Origin of the sequence: Nocardia sp. NPDC060220, assembly GCF_042727815.1 — a bacterium.
GTDB lineage: Bacteria > Actinomycetota > Actinomycetes > Mycobacteriales > Mycobacteriaceae > Nocardia.
The window spans coordinates 1-16,801 of the sequence record NZ_JBHWZY010000033.1; the positions used below are offsets into that span (position 1 = coordinate 1).

At 68.6% G+C, this 16,801-nt stretch carries 17 protein-coding genes and 1 pseudogene; 13 read left to right on the forward strand and 5 right to left on the reverse strand.

The genetic code is table 11. The features are described 5' to 3' along the window. Positions 1-118: 118 nt before the first annotated feature. Complete coding sequence (locus tag ACFWF3_RS03175; RefSeq protein ID WP_379312242.1) at positions 119-1,054, forward strand: ADP-ribosylglycohydrolase family protein; 936 nt, start codon at positions 119-121, stop codon at positions 1,052-1,054. Here ACFWF3_RS03175 and ACFWF3_RS03180 read toward each other — a convergent pair. Together ACFWF3_RS03180 and ACFWF3_RS03185 are read right to left on the reverse strand one after the other, a co-directional pair. Then, entirely contained in the window at positions 1,021-1,803 is a 783-nt protein-coding gene (locus tag ACFWF3_RS03180; RefSeq protein WP_379312243.1) for an ABC transporter ATP-binding protein, read from the reverse strand. The two genes, ACFWF3_RS03175 and ACFWF3_RS03180, sit on opposite strands and share 34 nt — an antisense overlap. Beyond that, complete coding sequence (locus ACFWF3_RS03185; RefSeq protein WP_379312244.1) at positions 1,800-2,471, reverse strand: FadR/GntR family transcriptional regulator; 672 nt, start codon at positions 2,469-2,471, stop codon at positions 1,800-1,802. Before ACFWF3_RS03185 ends, ACFWF3_RS03180 begins: the two co-directional genes overlap by 4 nt. A 181-nt stretch (positions 2,472-2,652) precedes the next feature. Here ACFWF3_RS03185 and ACFWF3_RS03190 point away from each other — a divergent pair, with 181 nt between their 5' ends. Then, positions 2,653-4,398, forward strand: coding sequence for a 2-isopropylmalate synthase (locus ACFWF3_RS03190; RefSeq protein WP_379312245.1), 1,746 nt, complete (start codon positions 2,653-2,655; stop codon positions 4,396-4,398). Between the two features lie 47 nt (positions 4,399-4,445). On the opposite strand, the gene ACFWF3_RS03195 is transcribed toward ACFWF3_RS03190, so the two are convergent. Both ACFWF3_RS03195 and ACFWF3_RS03200 read right to left on the reverse strand, forming a co-directional pair. Then, on the reverse strand, positions 4,446-4,706 hold the full coding sequence (locus tag ACFWF3_RS03195; RefSeq protein WP_379312246.1) for a hypothetical protein: 261 nt from the start codon (positions 4,704-4,706) through the stop codon (positions 4,446-4,448). Positions 4,707-4,806: 100 nt separating this feature from the next. Beyond that, positions 4,807-5,814: a YeiH family protein gene (locus ACFWF3_RS03200; RefSeq protein ID WP_379312247.1), complete on the reverse strand. Its 1,008-nt coding sequence runs from the start codon at positions 5,812-5,814 to the stop codon at positions 4,807-4,809. 107 nt (positions 5,815-5,921) lie between these two features. On the opposite strand from ACFWF3_RS03200, the gene ACFWF3_RS03205 reads away from it, so the two are divergent. After that, entirely contained in the window at positions 5,922-6,527 is a 606-nt protein-coding gene (locus tag ACFWF3_RS03205; protein WP_379312248.1) for a YdcF family protein, read from the forward strand. 36 nt (positions 6,528-6,563) lie between these two features. Continuing rightward, positions 6,564-7,484, forward strand: a complete 921-nt coding sequence (locus ACFWF3_RS03210; RefSeq protein WP_378989991.1) for a LysR substrate-binding domain-containing protein — start codon at positions 6,564-6,566, stop codon at positions 7,482-7,484. Positions 7,485-7,487: 3 nt separating this feature from the next. Here the strand turns inward: ACFWF3_RS03210 and ACFWF3_RS03215 are convergent, their stop codons facing one another. Then, entirely contained in the window at positions 7,488-8,633 is a 1,146-nt protein-coding gene (locus ACFWF3_RS03215; RefSeq protein WP_379312249.1) for a glycosyltransferase, read from the reverse strand. A 56-nt stretch (positions 8,634-8,689) separates the two neighbouring features. Between ACFWF3_RS03215 and ACFWF3_RS03220 the strand changes: the two genes are divergently transcribed. The 9 genes and pseudogenes from ACFWF3_RS03220 to ACFWF3_RS03260 form a co-directional block, all read left to right on the forward strand. After that, complete coding sequence (locus ACFWF3_RS03220) at positions 8,690-9,283, forward strand: TetR/AcrR family transcriptional regulator (RefSeq protein WP_379312250.1); 594 nt, start codon at positions 8,690-8,692, stop codon at positions 9,281-9,283. Positions 9,284-9,443: 160 nt separating this feature from the next. Then, entirely contained in the window at positions 9,444-10,253 is an 810-nt protein-coding gene (locus ACFWF3_RS03225; RefSeq protein WP_378989994.1) for a GntR family transcriptional regulator, read from the forward strand. 5 nt (positions 10,254-10,258) lie between these two features. Further along, a pseudogene (locus ACFWF3_RS03230) lies at positions 10,259-12,983 on the forward strand (fumarate reductase/succinate dehydrogenase flavoprotein subunit). Next, on the forward strand, positions 12,983-13,210 hold the full coding sequence (locus ACFWF3_RS03235) for a ferredoxin family protein (protein WP_378989996.1): 228 nt from the start codon (positions 12,983-12,985) through the stop codon (positions 13,208-13,210). The pseudogene ACFWF3_RS03230 and the gene ACFWF3_RS03235 overlap by 1 nt, the downstream one beginning before the upstream one ends. A gap of 11 nt (positions 13,211-13,221) precedes the next feature. Further along, positions 13,222-14,634: an ABC transporter substrate-binding protein gene (locus ACFWF3_RS03240; RefSeq protein WP_379312251.1), complete on the forward strand. Its 1,413-nt coding sequence runs from the start codon at positions 13,222-13,224 to the stop codon at positions 14,632-14,634. A 29-nt stretch (positions 14,635-14,663) separates the two neighbouring features. Then, positions 14,664-15,527 (forward strand): ABC transporter permease, encoded by an 864-nt coding sequence (locus tag ACFWF3_RS03245; protein ID WP_379312252.1) that lies wholly within the window; start codon positions 14,664-14,666, stop codon positions 15,525-15,527. After that, positions 15,524-16,279, forward strand: coding sequence for an ABC transporter ATP-binding protein (locus tag ACFWF3_RS03250; protein ID WP_379312253.1), 756 nt, complete (start codon positions 15,524-15,526; stop codon positions 16,277-16,279). The genes ACFWF3_RS03245 and ACFWF3_RS03250 overlap by 4 nt, the downstream gene beginning before the upstream one ends. Then, entirely contained in the window at positions 16,276-16,611 is a 336-nt protein-coding gene (fdxA, locus tag ACFWF3_RS03255) for a ferredoxin (RefSeq protein ID WP_379312254.1), read from the forward strand. Before ACFWF3_RS03250 ends, fdxA begins: the two co-directional genes overlap by 4 nt. Next, the coding region (locus ACFWF3_RS03260) for an NAD(P)-binding protein (protein ID WP_379312255.1) at positions 16,608-16,801 on the forward strand (194 nt) is incomplete at its 3' end. The genes fdxA and ACFWF3_RS03260, both read left to right, overlap by 4 nt.

The following is a 16,801-nucleotide window of genomic DNA, read 5'->3' on the forward strand; positions in this document are numbered from 1 at the left end:
ATGTCCTGCTCGAGCGCCGACACAAGCTGACCGTCGGATTCGACGAGGTCGAGCTGGTCTGACCGACCGGAGATCGTGTTGCGTCGTTTGCCCAGGGTGGGCAATGATTACGCCCAGCATGCCGAATTCCGATCCCGCTTTCGACAGCCTTCAAGGCTTATCTGTTGGTGATGCGCTGGGTGCGCAGTTCTTCGTTCCCGGTCGTTCTGTTCCTGATCTTCTCGCGGGTCGACCGCCGTCGGCGCCATGGCCATGGACCGACGACACCGAAATGGCGTGTTCGGTGTATGCGGAAATCCGTGAGCGTGGCCACGTGGATCGTGATGTCCTCGCGGGCGCGTTCGCGCAGCGGTGCGAACCGTATCGTGGCTACGGGCCGGGCACAGTTGTTGTGCTGCACGAGATTCGAGACGGGCGTCCATGGGGCGAGGCGGCCGGTGCTGTCTTCGGTGGGAGTGGATCGTGGGGAAACGGGGCCGCGATGCGAGTCGCGCCGCTCGGCGCGCATTTCGCCGGAAATCCCGATCTGGCCGCGGTGCAGGCGGCGCTGTCCGCCGAGATCACCCATCGGCACCCGGAAGCGATCGTGGGAGCGATGGCAGTGGCGGTTGCCGCCGCGCACGCCGCGCGAACACGGGGAAAGGGCTGCGCGCCAGATGAATTGCTGCGGGCCGTCGAACCGTATCTGGTCGACGGGCGCACCGCGCACGGAATCCGTCGAGCTCGAGAGCTGCTCGGCCGAACCGTAGCCGAAGCGGCCTACGAACTCGGCAACGGCGCCCGGGTCAGCGCTCAGGACACGGTGCCCTTCACCTTGTGGGCCGCCGCCACCTACCTCGTGGACTATCCGCGCGCCGTCACCGCTTGTGTGGAAGCCGGTGGCGACGTCGACGCCACCGCCGCGATCGTCGGCGGGATCGTGGCTGCCCACACCGGTGTCGGGGACGGCGGCATGACCCGCGGGATCCCGCAGGAGTGGCTCGCGGCGCGCGAAGCGTTGCCCGAGTGGGCATCCGGTGGTCAGCGGGCGCGGGCGCTCCAGCGGCCGTCGTAGCGGACTTCGATCGGGTGGGCGAAGGCGGTGGAGACGTGGTCGGTGGTGATGACGTCGGTGGCGAGGCCCGCGGCGACGGTGTGGCCGTTCGCGATGAGGAGGGCGTGGGTGGTGGTGCTGGGGAGTTCCTCGAGGTGATGGGTGACCAGGATCGAGGCGACCTCGGGGTGGGTGCGATCGAGGGTGTCGATGGTGGTGAGGAGTTGCTCGCGCGCGGCCAGATCGAGGCCGGTGGACGGTTCGTCCAGGAGCAGGACATCGGGGTCGCTGATCAGGGCGCGGGCGATGAGGGTGCGGCCGCGTTCGCCCTGGGACAGGGTGGGCCAGCTGTCGTCGGCCTTGCCGGACAGGCCGAGGGTGTCGATGATCGCGTCGGCACGGGCGAGGTCCTCGGAGGTCGGCGACCAGCGCATCGGGGTATCGATGGTGCCGGTGATACCGGTGAGGACGACCTCGCGCACGGTGAGGGCATAGCGCAGCGGATGGCGCGGGTTGACGTGGCCGATCGAGCGTCGCAGCCGGGCCAGCTCCACCCGGCCGAACTGTTCGCCGAGCACCCGCACCGCGCCGGTGGTGGGGAAGGTGACCGCGCCACAGAAGCCGAGCAGCGTGCTCTTGCCCGCACCGTTGGGGCCCAGCAAGGCCCAGTGCTCACCGTCCCGGACGGTCAGTGAGATGCCGTTGATGATCTTCTTGCCGTCGCGCCGGAAGGTCACGTCGTCGAGCTCGATCACGGGGGCGCCGGTCATGTGAAGGCCTCCTTCAGGGCGGACAGGTGGGTGCGGCTGAATTCCGCTGCGGCAGTGGGAGTTCGGTCGGCGATCGCCTGGGCGAGTTGTTCGTGCGCGCAGTGGTCGGCCTCCTCGGAGCGGACCGGGCGCAACTCGAGCATGTCGATCATGGCCAGGCGCAGCCGCGGCAGGAAGCTGTCGAACAGCTGGGTGAGCACATCGTTGTGCGCGGCCACGATCACCGCGCGATGGAAGGCCATATCGGCATCGACGTGCGCGGCGACGGTCTGGCCCTCGGCACGACGACCGGCCAGCGCACGCCGGATGGCCCGCAGATCGGCAGGCGTGCGCCGTTGTGCCGCGAGGGCGGCGGCCTCGGCCTCGATCGCGATGCGCGCCTCGATCACCGCGGCGATGGTGGCGCCGCGCAGCACGACGTCCCAGTCCTCGGACACGTCCAGCGCGGTGACGAAGACCCCGGAGCCCTGCCTGCTGTCGAGCACGCCTTTGCCCGCGAGCTCTCTGATCGCCTCGCGCAGCGTCGAGCGGCCGACCCCCAGCTGGGCGGCGAGCAGCGTCTCACCCGGTAGTCGATGACCCAGTGGCCATTCGCCCGCGCGGATCCGCGCGAGCAGTAGTTCAGCCGCTTGTGCAGCCAGCGGCTGACGTCGTACCTGTGATACCACCGGCAAACCTCTCTACTTGTCTGAGGAGTTGTGGTAGAAGTGTACCCATCATGACCTACACCGCGCTTCTTCTCGGCCGCCACGGCGGGGCCTGACCGACCGGCCGCCCCGCCGTGGGGCTCCGTCATGGCCGGTCGCCGTCGTCTCGTGGCCCGAAGTGGGCCGGGAAGCAGAGCAAGTCATGACCGAATTCCCCACCCTGACCACCCCCTCGGGCGCTGTCGCCGACGGCGCGCCCGCGTGGAATCGCCAGCGTCACTCGGCAATGCCCTCGTCTCGATATCGCGATGTCCATCGGCGCGTGGATGTTGCTGTCGGACACCGCGACTGGCCGAACGCGCGGCTGACCACCGCCCCCCTGTGGGTGCCCGTCGACCTGCGTGACGGCAATCAGGCGCTGGCCGAACCGATGGACCCGGCGCGCAAACGCCGGTTCTTCGAGCTCCTGATCGCCATGGGCTACAAGGAGATCGAGGTCGGCTACCCGTCCGCATCACAGACCGACTTCGATTTCGTGCGCCTGCTGGCCGACACCTCGATCGCCCCGCCGGACGTCACCGTGGTCGTGTTCACCCCGGCGCGGCGAGACCTGATCCAACGAACCGTCGAGTCGGTGCGCGGTATCGCCAACGAGGTGGTGATCCACCTGTACACCGCCACCGCGCCGGTCTGGCGGGAGGTGGTCCTCGGCAAGGATCGTGCGCAACTGCGCGAGTTGATCGTCGCCGGTGCCCGCGACGTGCTGGAACTGGCGGGCGAGCTGCCCCACGTGCGCTTCCAGTTCTCGCCGGAGGTGTTCAACCTGACCGAACCGGATTTCGCCCTCGAGATCTGCGACGCGGTCACCGACCTGTGGCAGGCGAGCGCGCAGCGTCCGGTGACGCTGAATCTGCCTGCGACAGTGGAGGTCGCGACCCCGAACATCTACGCCGACCAGATCGAATACATGCACCGCAACCTGGCTCGCCGCGACGGCGTGATCCTGTCGGTGCACCCGCACAACGACCGGGGGACCGGTATCGCCTGCGCCGAACTGGCCGTGCTCGCGGGCGCGCAACGCGTGGAAGGCTGTGTCTTCGGCAACGGTGAACGTACCGGCAACGTCGACATCGCCACGCTGGCCCTGAATCTGCACGCCCAGGGTATCGACCCGATGATCGACTTCTCCGACATCGACGAGATCCGCCGCACCGTCGAACACTGCACCCGCCTGCCCGTGCACGAGCGGCATCCGTACGTAGGCGATCTCGTCCACACCGCCTTCTCCGGCACCCATCAGGACGCGATCGGTAAGGGCATGGCCGAACATCGCGAGCGGGCAGCGGCCCAGGGCATCGCCGAGCGCGAATCACAGTGGCGCGTACCGTATCTGCCGATCGACCCCGCCGACCTCGGCCGCTCCTATGACGCTGTGATCCGGGTCAACTCTCAGTCGGGCAAGGGCGGTATCGCCTACCTGCTGCACGCCGAATACGGTCTGGACCTGCCACGTCGTCTGCAGATCGACCTCGCGAAGCGGGTGCAGGAACGCACCGACGACACCGGCACGGAGATCACCGCCAAGGATCTGTTCACGCTGTTCGAGCAGACCTACACCGTCTCCGATCAGCGAATCACGCTGGTGGGGTGGCAGATCGCCGACGGCGCCACCGGGATCGTCCTCGACGCGCACGGCAGTGAACGGCATTCGGTGCACCGTGAGGTGGGCCCGGTCGAGGCACTGACCGCCGCACTCGACGAGGCGGGCTATCGCATCGAGATCCTCGGCCTGACCCAGCATTCGGTGGGCGAGGGCGCCGCAGGCACCGCCGTGAGCTACGTCGAGTACCGAGCGGCGGACCGCACCGGATGGGCATTCGGTCGCGACACCTCGGTCGTCGCGGCCTCGCTGGCAGCGGTGATGAACGCCGTCAACGCGGCGGGATAGATCGATGGGGCGGTCGCCCTGTCGGCCGCCCCACCGCACCGGGCGAGTCAGTCCGCGTCGCCCTCGCACCAGTCGTCGAACGCGTCGAACTCCGGCTCGTACCGGGGTGGGATCGAATCCTCGACGGCGTTCTCGATCGGGTCCCACCTCGCGTTGCACCATTCGGGGGCGGGTGGCCACGACTCGATGTACTCGACCAACGGCGACGACGGTGGCTCGGTGTCCTCGGCCGCCGCGACGCCCGCGGCGACCAGCGTCACTGCCGCGGCGGCACCCGCGGTGGCGATGATCCGGTACACGCTGTTCATGACATCCTCCTGTCCGCGCCGACCTGCGATGTCCAGCAATCCTAGCTCCGCGACGCGGGCCCGATCAGGCCCCGCGCGCACGTCGGTGGGGCCGTTGTTGTCAGCACCAGCCGGTCACGTACATGAGGCCGAGGCTGGTGGTGCCGAGGATCAGGCCGAGGGTGCCACCGAGGACCAGGGGGCGGATGCCCGCGGTGCGCAGGCGGGCGATGCTCAGCGAGGTGCCGATGGCGGCGAGGACGGCGGCGATCAGCCAACCGCTGACAGTGGCGAGCGGTGCGGTGAGCTCGGTGGGAACGATGCCGAGGCCCGCGATGACGGAAGCGGCCAGGAACAAGATCACGAACAGGGGGACCGCCCGGCGCAGGGAGGCCTGGGGGAGATCGGTGTCCTCGGCGATGTGGCGACGGCCGACGTGCAGGCCGACGCAGAGCGGGATGATGGCGAGGCTGCGAACCATCTTCACGATCACGGCGAACTGTGCGGCGCCCGCGCCGAAGATGACGCCGGCGGCCAGGACGGACGACGTGTCGTTGATCGCGGTGCCCGCCCAGAGTCCGAACGCCTCCTGCGACAGGCCGAGAGCGCGGCCCAGCGGCGGATACACCAGCACGGCCGTGACATTGAAGATGAAGATGGTGCACAGGGCGTAGGCGACCCGTTGTTTGTCGGGCCGCAGGACCGCGGTGGCGGCGGCGATCGCGGACGCGCCACAGATCGTGGTGCCCACGGCGATGAGGGTCGCCGACTCCTTGTCCACCGCGAGCATCCGTCCCACGAAGAACGCCGCCACACCGCCGACGAGCAGCGTCCCGATCAGCACCACCGCCGTCTCGCGCCCCACGCTCATCACCGACCCGAGCGGCAGGCCGAGCCCCAGCAGCACGATCGCCAGCCCGAGCAAGCGCTGGCGGGCAACGTCGAGCCCAGGGCCGAACGTCTCGCCCGTCACGTCCTTGCGACGCAGCACCATCCCGGCGACGGCGCCCGCGCCGAGCGCGAGCACCGGCGTGCCGATCATCGGCAGCGCCTTGCCGAACGGCGTGGCCACGGTGGCCAGGAGCGCGGCGAGGATCAGGCCGGGAGCGAGAGCGGGTGCGCGGTTCACTCCTTCACCTTCGCGGTACGCAGGAGCCCGAGGTAGAGAGCGAATTCGCAGGTGGTCATAATTTCGGCTTATGGCCCTGCCGACGGGGTGTGTGGTTGGCTGGAGACGTGCGGAAACGAACCCGGCTGACGATCGCCACCGGTGTCGGAGTGATGCTGTGGGGCGAATGGGCGAATCGACGGGCCTCCCGTCGGGGCGTCGGAGCCCCACGCTCAGGGTCGGAGGCCGTCGTGGTCCTCGGATATCGCAACACCGGTTCGCGTGCCAACGGCATGAACCGCTGGCGAGTGCGCGCCGGTCTACGATCCATCGATCCGCACGCGTCCGAGACTCGCCTCGTGCTGTGTGGAGGTGCCTGCGCGGGACCGGAGACCGAGGCGGCGATGATGGGCCGCTACGCCGTGGAAACCCGCGGTTACGAGGGCGAACTCGTTTTGGAGGAGTCGAGCCGGTCCACCTGGGAGAACATCGCCTTCGCGATCCCGTATCTGAAGGACGTCGACCGGATCAAGATCGTCTCGCTGCCGACGCATGCTGAGACTGCCCGCGCCTATCTCGCTGAACAGAGCCCGGAACTGGCCGTTCGCCTGGTCCCTGGCCGGGAATATCGGTTCGGCGAATGGATGCCACTGAAACCGGTGTTCGCCCTCTACGGTGTGGCGAAGAAGCTGCGAGGCCGATTCGGTCCCGATCACGACGGCTACGGTGCCTGATGTGGCGTCGCGCCACCCGTCACCCATAATCGGGCCATGACCCTGCCACCCGGAACCCCCGACCTGGAGGTCCTCGATCTCCTGGTGTCGGTGGCGGAGCTGGGCAGTCTGGGCGCCGCCGCCCGTCGGCACGGGGTCAGTCAGCCGGCCGCGAGTATGCGGATCAGCGCACTGGAACGCCGCCTGCACGTGAAGCTGCTCGACCGCGCGCCGACCGGCTCCGAACTCACCGACGCGGGTCGCGCCGTCGTCGCCCACGCGCGCACCGTCCTGGCCGCCGTCACAGACCTCGTCGACGACGTCGCCCGCCTGCGCGCCGCGCAAGCGCCACGCCTGCGCATCGCCGCTTCCAAAACCATTGCCGACCACCGCATTCCGCACTGGCTGGCCGCACTGCGCGCCGATCACCCCGAGGTCGTGATCTCCCTCGAGGTCGAGAACTCGACCCAGGTCGCGGGCCTCGTGCGGGACGGCACCGCCGATCTGGGCTTCGTGGAAGGCCCGCACCCGCCGGCCGGACTCGGCAGCCGCGTGCTGGGCGCCGACGACCTCGTCGTAGTCGTGGCGCCGAATCATCCATGGGCGCAACGGAAGACCCCGGTCACGCTGACCGAGCTGGCAGGCACCGCCCTGCTGTGGCGCGAACCGGGTTCAGGTACCCGCGACACCGTGTGGGACCTGCTCGCCACCGCGGCCCCACCCATGGGCCCGGCGGCCGAACTCGGGTCTACCGCCGCGATCGTGGCCGCCGCCCGAACCGGCATGGCACCCGCGGTCCTGAGCCGATTGATCGCCGCACCCGACCTCGTCACCGGCACCCTGGTGGAAGTCCCCTCGGCCGAGGCCGCCCGGCTGACGCGCAAATTCCGGGCCATCTGGCGCCGCAACACCCCACCGGCCGGGCCGGGCGAACTGCTCGTGGAGCGAGCCGCGCTGCTCGAGAACGCGCGCGGTTGAGCGTCACCCGAGCGCCTCGAGCACGGCAACGGCTTTCGCCGCGCCGCCGTATGCGCTGATGCCGACGGCCAACTGTTCGGCGGACGAGGCGAAGCTGCTCTCGCCGAGGATCTGTGCGGCGGTCTGTGCGATCACCTCGCTGCTCGCGTCGGGCATCAGCATCAGGCCCGCGCCGAGGGTTCGGACCTGCTCTGCGTTGAAGAACTGATCGCGGCCCATCGGGGTGCACAGCAGCGGCACGCCACGACCGAGCGCGGCCATGGTCGTTCCGAGCCCGGCGTGGGTGATCACCAGTGATGCCGAGGGAAGGATGTCGGCGTGTGGCGCGTACCGCACGACCTGGGTATCGACCCCCGCGCGCACGGTTGCCGGGTCGATCGCCGCTCCGGTCGTGACAATGGCGCGCACCGGCATCCGCGCGACCGCATCGACACAGCGCTGCAACAGATCGGCCTGACCTTGCTCGCTCGTGCTCAGTGCGACCAGAACCAGTGGCTTCGCACCGTCACCGACATCGACCTCGTCGATCTCGCGCGACAACGCGGGCGCGTCGAGCACCGGTCCGATGCGTACCACGTTGGCTGCGTCGGCAACGTCGGGCTCGAACTCCTCGGGCACCGCGACGAGCGCCTGCGCGCACGCGTCGTGGATCTCGGCGAGACTCTCGATCGCGGGCAGGCCGAGCTCCGCGCGTGCCGCGTTCGCGATCGCGATACCCGGCGTGAACATCTCGACCAGTGGTCCGCCCCGAAAGATGCTGTACGCCGTGTGGAACAGCGTCGCGGTCGGAGTGCCCGAGGCCAGCGCGACGTCGATTGCGGTGAACAGCAGACAATCGACGATCACCACATCGGCGGGCTCGCGGTCCAGCTCCCGGGCGAGGTCCCGCGCGATCGCGGAACTGAAGCACAGCTGGTCGATCATGAGTTTCACTTCGGCTTCGAAGTCGTCCGGGGTGTCCATCGCGTCCCAGCCCTCGCCCTGGGTCAAGGTGACGAAGCGGGCGCCGACATCGGCGCATCGTTGAGCGATCGTCTCGTGTCCGAGTATTCGGACATCGTGGCCGCTATCGACCAGCTCGCGGGCGATGCCGAGCGTCGGGACCAGGTTTCCCGCACCGTCCCAGGTGGTGATCAGGTAGCGAGCCATGGCGTTCCTCCTCGGAGATTGCTTGACAGCTTGTAAAGTACGGTAAGGTTGACAGCGTGTCAAGTGGCGGACGACCCCAAACCCGGACTCAGATCCTCGAGTCGGCGCGCGCGATGTTCGAGGAACACGGCTATCACGGCGCCGGCCTCGGAGCGGTCGCGAAAGAGGCGGGGGTCTCACGCCAGGCGATCTACCTGCATTTCCCCTCGAAGGTCGAGCTGTTGACGGCCCTGCATCTGCACATCTACGCCACCGATGTCGTTCCGGTTCTCGAACGGCATCCGGTCACGGACACGATGACCGCGTGGGAGGCACTCGACGCGACAATCACCGCCGATGTCGAGGTCGCATCCAGAGTGTGGCGGATTCACGAGGCGCTGGTGGTGGCTCGGCGCCAGTACCCGGAGGTCGAGGAGACATTGCGGGTACGCGAGGCGGATCGCTACGGCGAGTTGCTCGATCTCGGGCGGCGACTCGAGCGAGAGGGCGCACTGCCGCAGCAGGTCGATGTCGGTGCGGTGGCCGACATGCTGTGGGGCCTCGTCAACACCGGAACCTACGGCAATCTCGTCAACGAACGAGGCTGGTCGCTCGACCGGTACCGGTGCTGGGTACGCGACACGATCCACCTCCATCTCCGAGCGCAGTGACCGCACAGGGGGCGGTCCGGCCACTGCGGTGGTGGTGGGATTCGTAGTGGCGTCGGAATCATCGCAGGTCACGGCCCTCGCCAACGGCCAGGAACTGGCGTAACCACCCGGTAATTGCCCGAAACGTCCGTCGTAACGCGGCGTTCGCAGCATTTGCCGCATGACAGCCACTCCCACCTCCTCGGCGAGGCCACGGCCCCCCGATCCGGGTTCGGGCAGACGCAGCGCACCGGCCCGGCGCATCCGCGACATCCTGCGCGCACGTATCCGCAGCGGCGTCTACGGCACCCGCGCACTGCCCGCCGAAGCCCAGCTCGCCGCCGACTTCGCCACCAGCCGCAATATCGTGCGCGACGCGCTCACCCTGCTCCGCGACGAAGGCCTGATCGACCGCGTCCCCGGTGCGGGTACTTTCGTCGTCGCCGACAAGGCGGTACAGGGCCTCGACCGCCTGCGCGGCCTCGCCGAAACCTTCGAGACCAGCAGCGACCGGGTGGTGAACCAGGTCCTGCTCGCCGAGGTCGTGCCCGCCACGCCACTGGTCGCCGAACGGCTCGAGCTCCAGCCCGGCGACCCGGTCGTCGCCCTGGAACGGGTGCGCTACCTCGACGGGGCGCCGCTCTCGCTCGACGCCAGCTACCTCACCGCCGACGTCGGCATCCCGCTCCTGGACAAAGACCTCACCGGGTGCGACGTGTTCGGCCTGCTCGAAGCCGAACTCGGCCTGCCGCTGGGCTCAGCCGCGGTCGCGATCGAGGCGGTCGCCGCCGATCCCACCGTCGCCGGACTGTTGCAGGTCCGTGCGGGATCTCCGCTGCTGTTCCTGGAACGGCTCACCTACACCGACTCCGGTCGGCCCGTCGATCTCGAATACATCCGCTATCGCGGCGACCGGTTCTCCCTGTCCGGGCGGCTCGACCGCATCCCGGTGACCCCGCGGCGCACCCGCGACAACCACGAAAGGGGTTGATCCCCATGCAGATTCCACCGCTGACCCACCGGCGAGAACTGGTCTGCGACGTCCTGATCGTCGGTGGCGGCACGGCGGGCACCATGGCCGCGCTCACCGCCGCCCGCCACGGCGCCAGCGTGCTGCTGCTCGAGAAGGCCCACGTCCGGCACTCCGGCGCACTCGCCATGGGCATGGACGGCGTCAACAACGCCGTGGTCCCGGGCAAGGCGAGCCCGGAGGACTACGTCGCCGACATCACCGTCGCCAACGACGGCATCGTCAACCAGCGCACCGTCTACGAAACCGCCACCCGGGGTTTCGAGATGGTCCAGCGCCTCGAGGGCTACGGCGTCAAATTCGAGAAGGACGAGCACGGCGAATACGCGGTCCGCAAGGTGCACCGCTCCGGCTCCTATGTCCTGCCGATGCCCGAGGGGCGCGACGTGAAGAAGGTGCTCTACCGCACCCTGCGCGCCCGCGACGTCCGATCCAAGGTGACCATCAGCAACCGGGTCATGCCGGTGCGGGTGCTCACCGTCGACGGACGCGCGGTCGGCGCGGTCGGATTCGACACGCGCACCGGCGAATTCGTCACCATCTCGGCAGGCGCGGTGATCCTGGCAGCGGGAGCGTGTGGCCGGCTCGGCTTGCCCGCGTCGGGCTACCTCTACGGCACCTACGAGAACCCGACCAACGCCGGCGACGGTTACGCCATGGCCTACCACGCCGGTGCCGAGCTCTCGGGTATCGAGTGCTTCCAGATCAACCCGCTCATCAAGGACTACAACGGTCCTGCTTGCGCGTACGTGGCCAATCCGTTCGGCGGGTACCAGGTCAACTCCGAAGGCAATCGCTTCGTCGACTGCGACTACTGGTCCGGTCAGATGATGGCCGAGGTCAAGCGCGAACTCGACAGCGCCCGCGGCCCGATCTACCTGAAACTGAGCCACCTGCCCGATGCCACGATCCGCGAGATCGAAGGCATCCTGCACACCACCGAACGACCCACCCGCGGCACCTTCCACGAAGGCCGCGGCACCGACTACCGCACCAGCGACATCGAGATGCACATCTCCGAGATCGGTTTGTGCAGTGGGCATTCCGCCTCGGGAGTCTGGGTCGACGAACACGCTGCCACCACCGTGCCCGGCCTCTACGCGGCGGGCGATATGGCGCTGGTTCCGCACAACTACATGATCGGCGCCTTCGTCTACGGCGACATCGCCGGTGAGCACGCGAGCGAATTCGCGCGTGGCGCAGCACATCCAGAGCTGCCCATCGATCAGATCGAGGCCGCCCACGAGCTGATCTACCGCCCGCTGCGCAACCCCGACGGCCCACCCCAAACCCAGGTCGAGTACAAACTGCGGCGCTTCGTCAACGACGACCTCCAGCCGCCCAAGGCGCAGTCGTATCTGACGCTCGGCGTCGAGGCCTTCGAACGGATGAACACCGACATCGCCGCGATGGGCGGCCGGACGCCGCACGAACTGATGCGCTGCGCCGAGGTGACCTTCATTCGCGACTGCGCCGAAATGGCGGCCCGGGCCTCACTGCGGCGCACCGAAAGCCGTTGGGGGCTCTACCATCAGCGTGCCGACTGGCCCGGGCGCAACGATGCCGAATGGTTCTGTCATCTGAACCTGTATCGCGGTGCCACCGGTGCGATGGAGTTCCGCACCAGGCCGGTCGCCCCCTACATCGTGCCGGTGCCGGGCTTCGTCCGTCCCGACGGCGTCGCCGACGTCTCCGCACCCGAACTCGTCGGCGCGTGGGGTACGCGATGAGTACACCCGTGCCCGGCCCGTGCGATGTCGGCGACCTCGACGTGAGGGATGTCCGATGAGCGCCCGCCTGCTGGCCCTGCTCGAACTGGCCGACGAGTGCCCCGAGCTCGACGAACTCACCCCGTTCATCACCGACCCCGACCCGGAGGTGCGCCGCACGGCGCTGTCGGTGCTCAGCGAGACCACCGACGCCTGGGCCGAGGCCGCCCCGATCTTCGCCACCGCACTGGCCGATGTCGATGTCGACGTGCGTCACGCCGCCATCGGCTTGCTCACCGAACTCCTCGAGGTCATCGTGCCCGGTCCGGAATTCGATGCGGCGCTGCGCCATTGCGTCACCGCAGCGGAGCCGGCGGTGCGCGCGGCCGCGATCGAGGCGCTGTGGCGGCACCGCAGGACCGGTGCGGCGGAGCTGGCGGGGTGGCTCGCCGATCCGAACGCGGCGGTTCGTCGCACCGTCGTGGGCGGGCTCACCTCTGTCGACGCTCTCGACGAACTGAGCCTCGGCGCCGCTGACGAAGACGAGGACGTGCGCATCGCAGTGGCGAAAGGTGTTGCGGCGATCGGTGATCCACGCGGCGCGGTGACCCTGCTCGTCCTCGCCGCCGACCCCCGACCGCTTGTCCGCGCCGCCGCGCTGTCGAGTCTGGCCGGGACCGGCTGCGACGAACACGCTGCCGCGGCGGCCGCCGCATCGATGACCGACCCGGCCTGGCAGGTCCGACAGGCGGCGGCCATCGCCCTGGCCGCCGCCGACCCCGAACTCGCCGCGGCACCGCTGCTGTCGGCGGTCTCCGATCCCAACCTCGACGTTCGCAAGGCGGCGGTGCGCGCACTGGCCGAGCGGATCGCCGAACGACGCGACATCACCACGGCGCTGCAGGCCGCGCTCGACGACCCGGACGCCGACGTCCGCGCCTTCGCTCGCATCGGCATCGCCAACTCTGGAAAGGAACTCTGATGGCCCAGGCCAATGCCCGTCTCGATGTCCCCGTCTCGGTCGACGAAGCGAAATGTATCGACGGCTGCACCCTCTGCGTGGACATGTGCCCACTCGATTCCCTTGCCATCCACCCGGATTCGGGCAAGGCCTACATGCACGTCGACGAATGCTGGTACTGCGGGCCGTGTGCCGCGCGGTGCCCGGTCGGCGCCGTCACCGTGAACATCCCGTTCCTGTTGCGTTGAGAGAGCCGACCATGAGCACCCGAATCCCCGCGCTGCTGCTCGGCATCGCCGCGGTGGCCGCCCTGGCCACCGGCTGCGGGAGCGCCGACGACGCCAAGACCGTCACCGTGAACATCGGCTACCAGTCCAAGACGATCAACACCGTCACCGCGGGCACGCTGCTGCGTGATCGCGGCACTTTCGAGGCCGAACTCGCCGAACTCGGCAAGACAACAGGGCTCACCTACAAGGTGGAGTGGAAGGACTTCGCCGCGGGCCCACCGCTGACCGCGCAGATGCTGGCGGGCCAGGTCGACATCGGGTCGATGGGAGACGCCCCGATCCTGGTCAACGGCTCCAAGACTCGCGACCACGCCGACGTGAAGTCCGAATTGATCGCCGTCACCGGCTACAACCTGCGCGGTTCGCTGAATCAGATCGTGGTACCGACGGATTCGAAGGCGGCCACGATCACCGACCTGCGGGGTGAGATCGTGTCGACCAGCGTGGGGTCGGCCGCGCACGGCATGCTCGCCACCGGGCTCTCGGCCGCCGGGATGACTCTCGACGATGTGAAGCTGCTCGGTCAGGATCCGGCCGTCGGTGCCTCGGCGCTGCAAGGGGATCAGGTGGCCGCGCTGGCCCAATTCGTGCCGTGGCCACAGAAACTGGTCTACGACGGTAAAGCCAAGCTGCTCTATGACGGTGGCAGCGCCGGCATCCCGACCTTCCACGCCGTGGTCGCGAGCGAGCGCTTCGGCACCGGTAACCCCGATATCGTCACGGCGTTCCTCACCGCGGTGCGCAAGACCACCGACTACCTCAATCAGAACCCACTGGCGGCCGCACAGCGCGTCGCCGAGATCACCGGGCTGCCTGCCGAGGTCGTGTATCTCTACAACGGCCCGAACGGCCTGGTGAGCTTCGATCCGACGATCAAACCCCAACAGGTGGACGCTCTGGGCACACTGTTGCCGTTCCTGAAAAGCCTTGGCGCGCTGTCGGATCTGAACCTCGGCGAGTTCGTCGACGACCGTTACCTGCGCACCGTCTACGGTCCCGGCTACGACGCCGCCCGCGCGTCGGTGGCGGCTCCCGCACCACTGAGCGGCACCGATGCCGCGTGCGGGGGAGCGGTGGACGGCCTTCCCACCGCTTCGGAGGTGTGGTTCGCCGACGCCACGACCACCGCCGTCGCCAAGACCCCGACCTGTCTGCTGCGACAGATCGCGGCCACCGGCAGCACCGTCCGCGCCGCCTACGTGCCCGACCACAGCACCGGCACCCGGCTCTTCGCCGCGACCGCGACCTGGGTCAGCGAACCCACCGCGAGCCCCGACGATCGGTTGCTGCCCTTCGCGACCGGTGCCGCCGCACAGCAGTACGCCGCCGCCCATCCGGGCGTCACGGTGATCGACTACCAGGCAGCACTGAAGGCCCGCTAGATCCGTCACGTGAGACCAGGAGGCTCACCATGACCGTTTCCGCCGAACCCCGCACCGCGCCCGTCGCGAAGCCCGACATCGCCACCGCACCACCGAGTTCACCCACCCGATTCATCGTGCCCCGTAAAGCACGCAGGGCCGTACTGACCGCCGTGCCACTGGCCGCGTTGCTCCTGGCCTGGTATCTGCTCACCACCAATCAGGTCGTGTTCTGGCTGCGTTTCGACAAGATCCCCACGCCCGCACAAGTATTCGACTCCTTTCGTACGCAGCTCGGTGCGGCCACCTACTACCGCGACATCTTCTCCAGCACCCGCCGCATCCTGATCGGCTTCGGCCTCGCCACGGTGTCGGGCGTGCTGATCGGCATGGCGGTCGGTCGCTCGGCCGTGGTCAGCGCACTCGTGCGGCCGGTACTCGAGGTGTTCCGGCCGATCCCCGCGATCGCACTGGTGCCCCTGGCCATCCTGCTGTTCCCGACCGGGGAACAGGGCATCGTGTTCATCACCTTCTTCGCCGCGTTCTTCCCGGTCGCGGTGAGCACCATCCACGCCATGCACGCGCTGCCCAAGGTGTGGGAGGAAGCGGCCCACACCCTCGGCGCGCGTCGACGCGACATTCTGTTCCAGATCGCCCTGCCCGGTGCGCTACCCGGCATCTTCTCGGGCCTGTCGGTGGCGATGGGCGTGGCCTGGATCTGTGTGATCAGCGCGGAGATGATCTCGGGTCAGTTCGGCATCGGGTACTTCACCTGGCAGTCCTACGGGCTCCTGGACTATCCGGGGGTGATCGTCGGGATGCTCACCATCGGGTTGCTCGGCTGGTTCACCGCCTGGCTGGTCGAACTGGCGGGGCGCCGGGTGAACCGGTGGCTGCCCAGGGCGCAGCGATGAGCGCCGGCGCCGCGGTACGGCTGCACAAATTGCGCATCGCCTACGGCGAAAGTCTCGCCGCCGAAGTAGATCTCGACGTCGATGCCGGCCAGATCGTGGTTCTGCTCGGTCCGTCGGGTTGCGGCAAGTCCACGGTGCTGCGGGCGATGGCCGGGTTGCTGCCGCCGATCGGCGGCAGCGTCACCGTCGACGGTGGGCCCAGCGCCCAGCACTGTTCGATGGTGTTCCAGGAGGACGCGCTGCTGCCGTGGCGCACGGCCCGGCGCAATGTCGAATTCGCGCTGAAACTGCGTGGAGTGTCACGGCGCAACCGGCGCGTCGAAGCCCGGGAACTGCTGAACCTGGTGGGGCTCACCGACTTCGGTGACCATCTGCCCGGTGCGCTGTCGGGCGGTATGCGTCAGCGTGTGCAGCTGGCGCGGACATTGGCCGCGCAGCCACGCGTGCTGCTGATGGACGAACCGTTCGGCGCTCTCGACGCCCAGACCCGCGCCGATATGCAGCGCCTGCTCATCTCGGTGTGGCAGCAGCGCCGGACCACGGTGTTGTTCGTGACCCACGACGTCGACGAGGCGCTGTTGCTGGCCGATCGGATCGTCCTGCTCACCCCGCGCCCCGCCCGCATCCAGCGCGTCATCGAGATCGCCGCACCACGCGCACCCGGCGCCCGATTCGAACCCGAATTCGCGCGGCTGCGTTACGAAATCCTCGCCGCCCTCGGCGAGCCCAACGACAAGGAACTACAGCCATGACCTTCGTCATCGGAGCCGCCTGCGTGGACGTCATGGATCGCGCGTGCGTGGAGGAATGCCCCGTCGACTGCATCTACACCGGCGACCGGATGGCCTACATCCACCCGGCCGAGTGCGTGGATTGCGGTGCGTGCGAACCGGTCTGCCCCGTCGAGGCGATCTACCTCGACGATGACATTCCGGCCGGCCAGGAAGGTTTCGTCGCCACGAACGCGGCCTTCTTCGACACGGCGCTGCCCGGCCGCGACACCGCGCTCGGCTCGCCGGGCGGCGCGGGCGCGGTGGGTGAGCTCGGCGTGGACACGCCGTTCGTCGCGGGCTACGAGAAATGAGAACTCCACTGCGGGTAGCGATCATCGGCGCCGGGCCCGCCGGTATCTACGCCGCCGACGCGTTGATGAAGTCCGATGCCTGTGAACACAGGGGAGTGAGCATCGACCTCTACGAGCGTATGCCCGCGCCCTTCGGCCTGATCCGCTACGGCGTCGCCCCTGACCACCCGCGCATCAAGGGCATCATCAC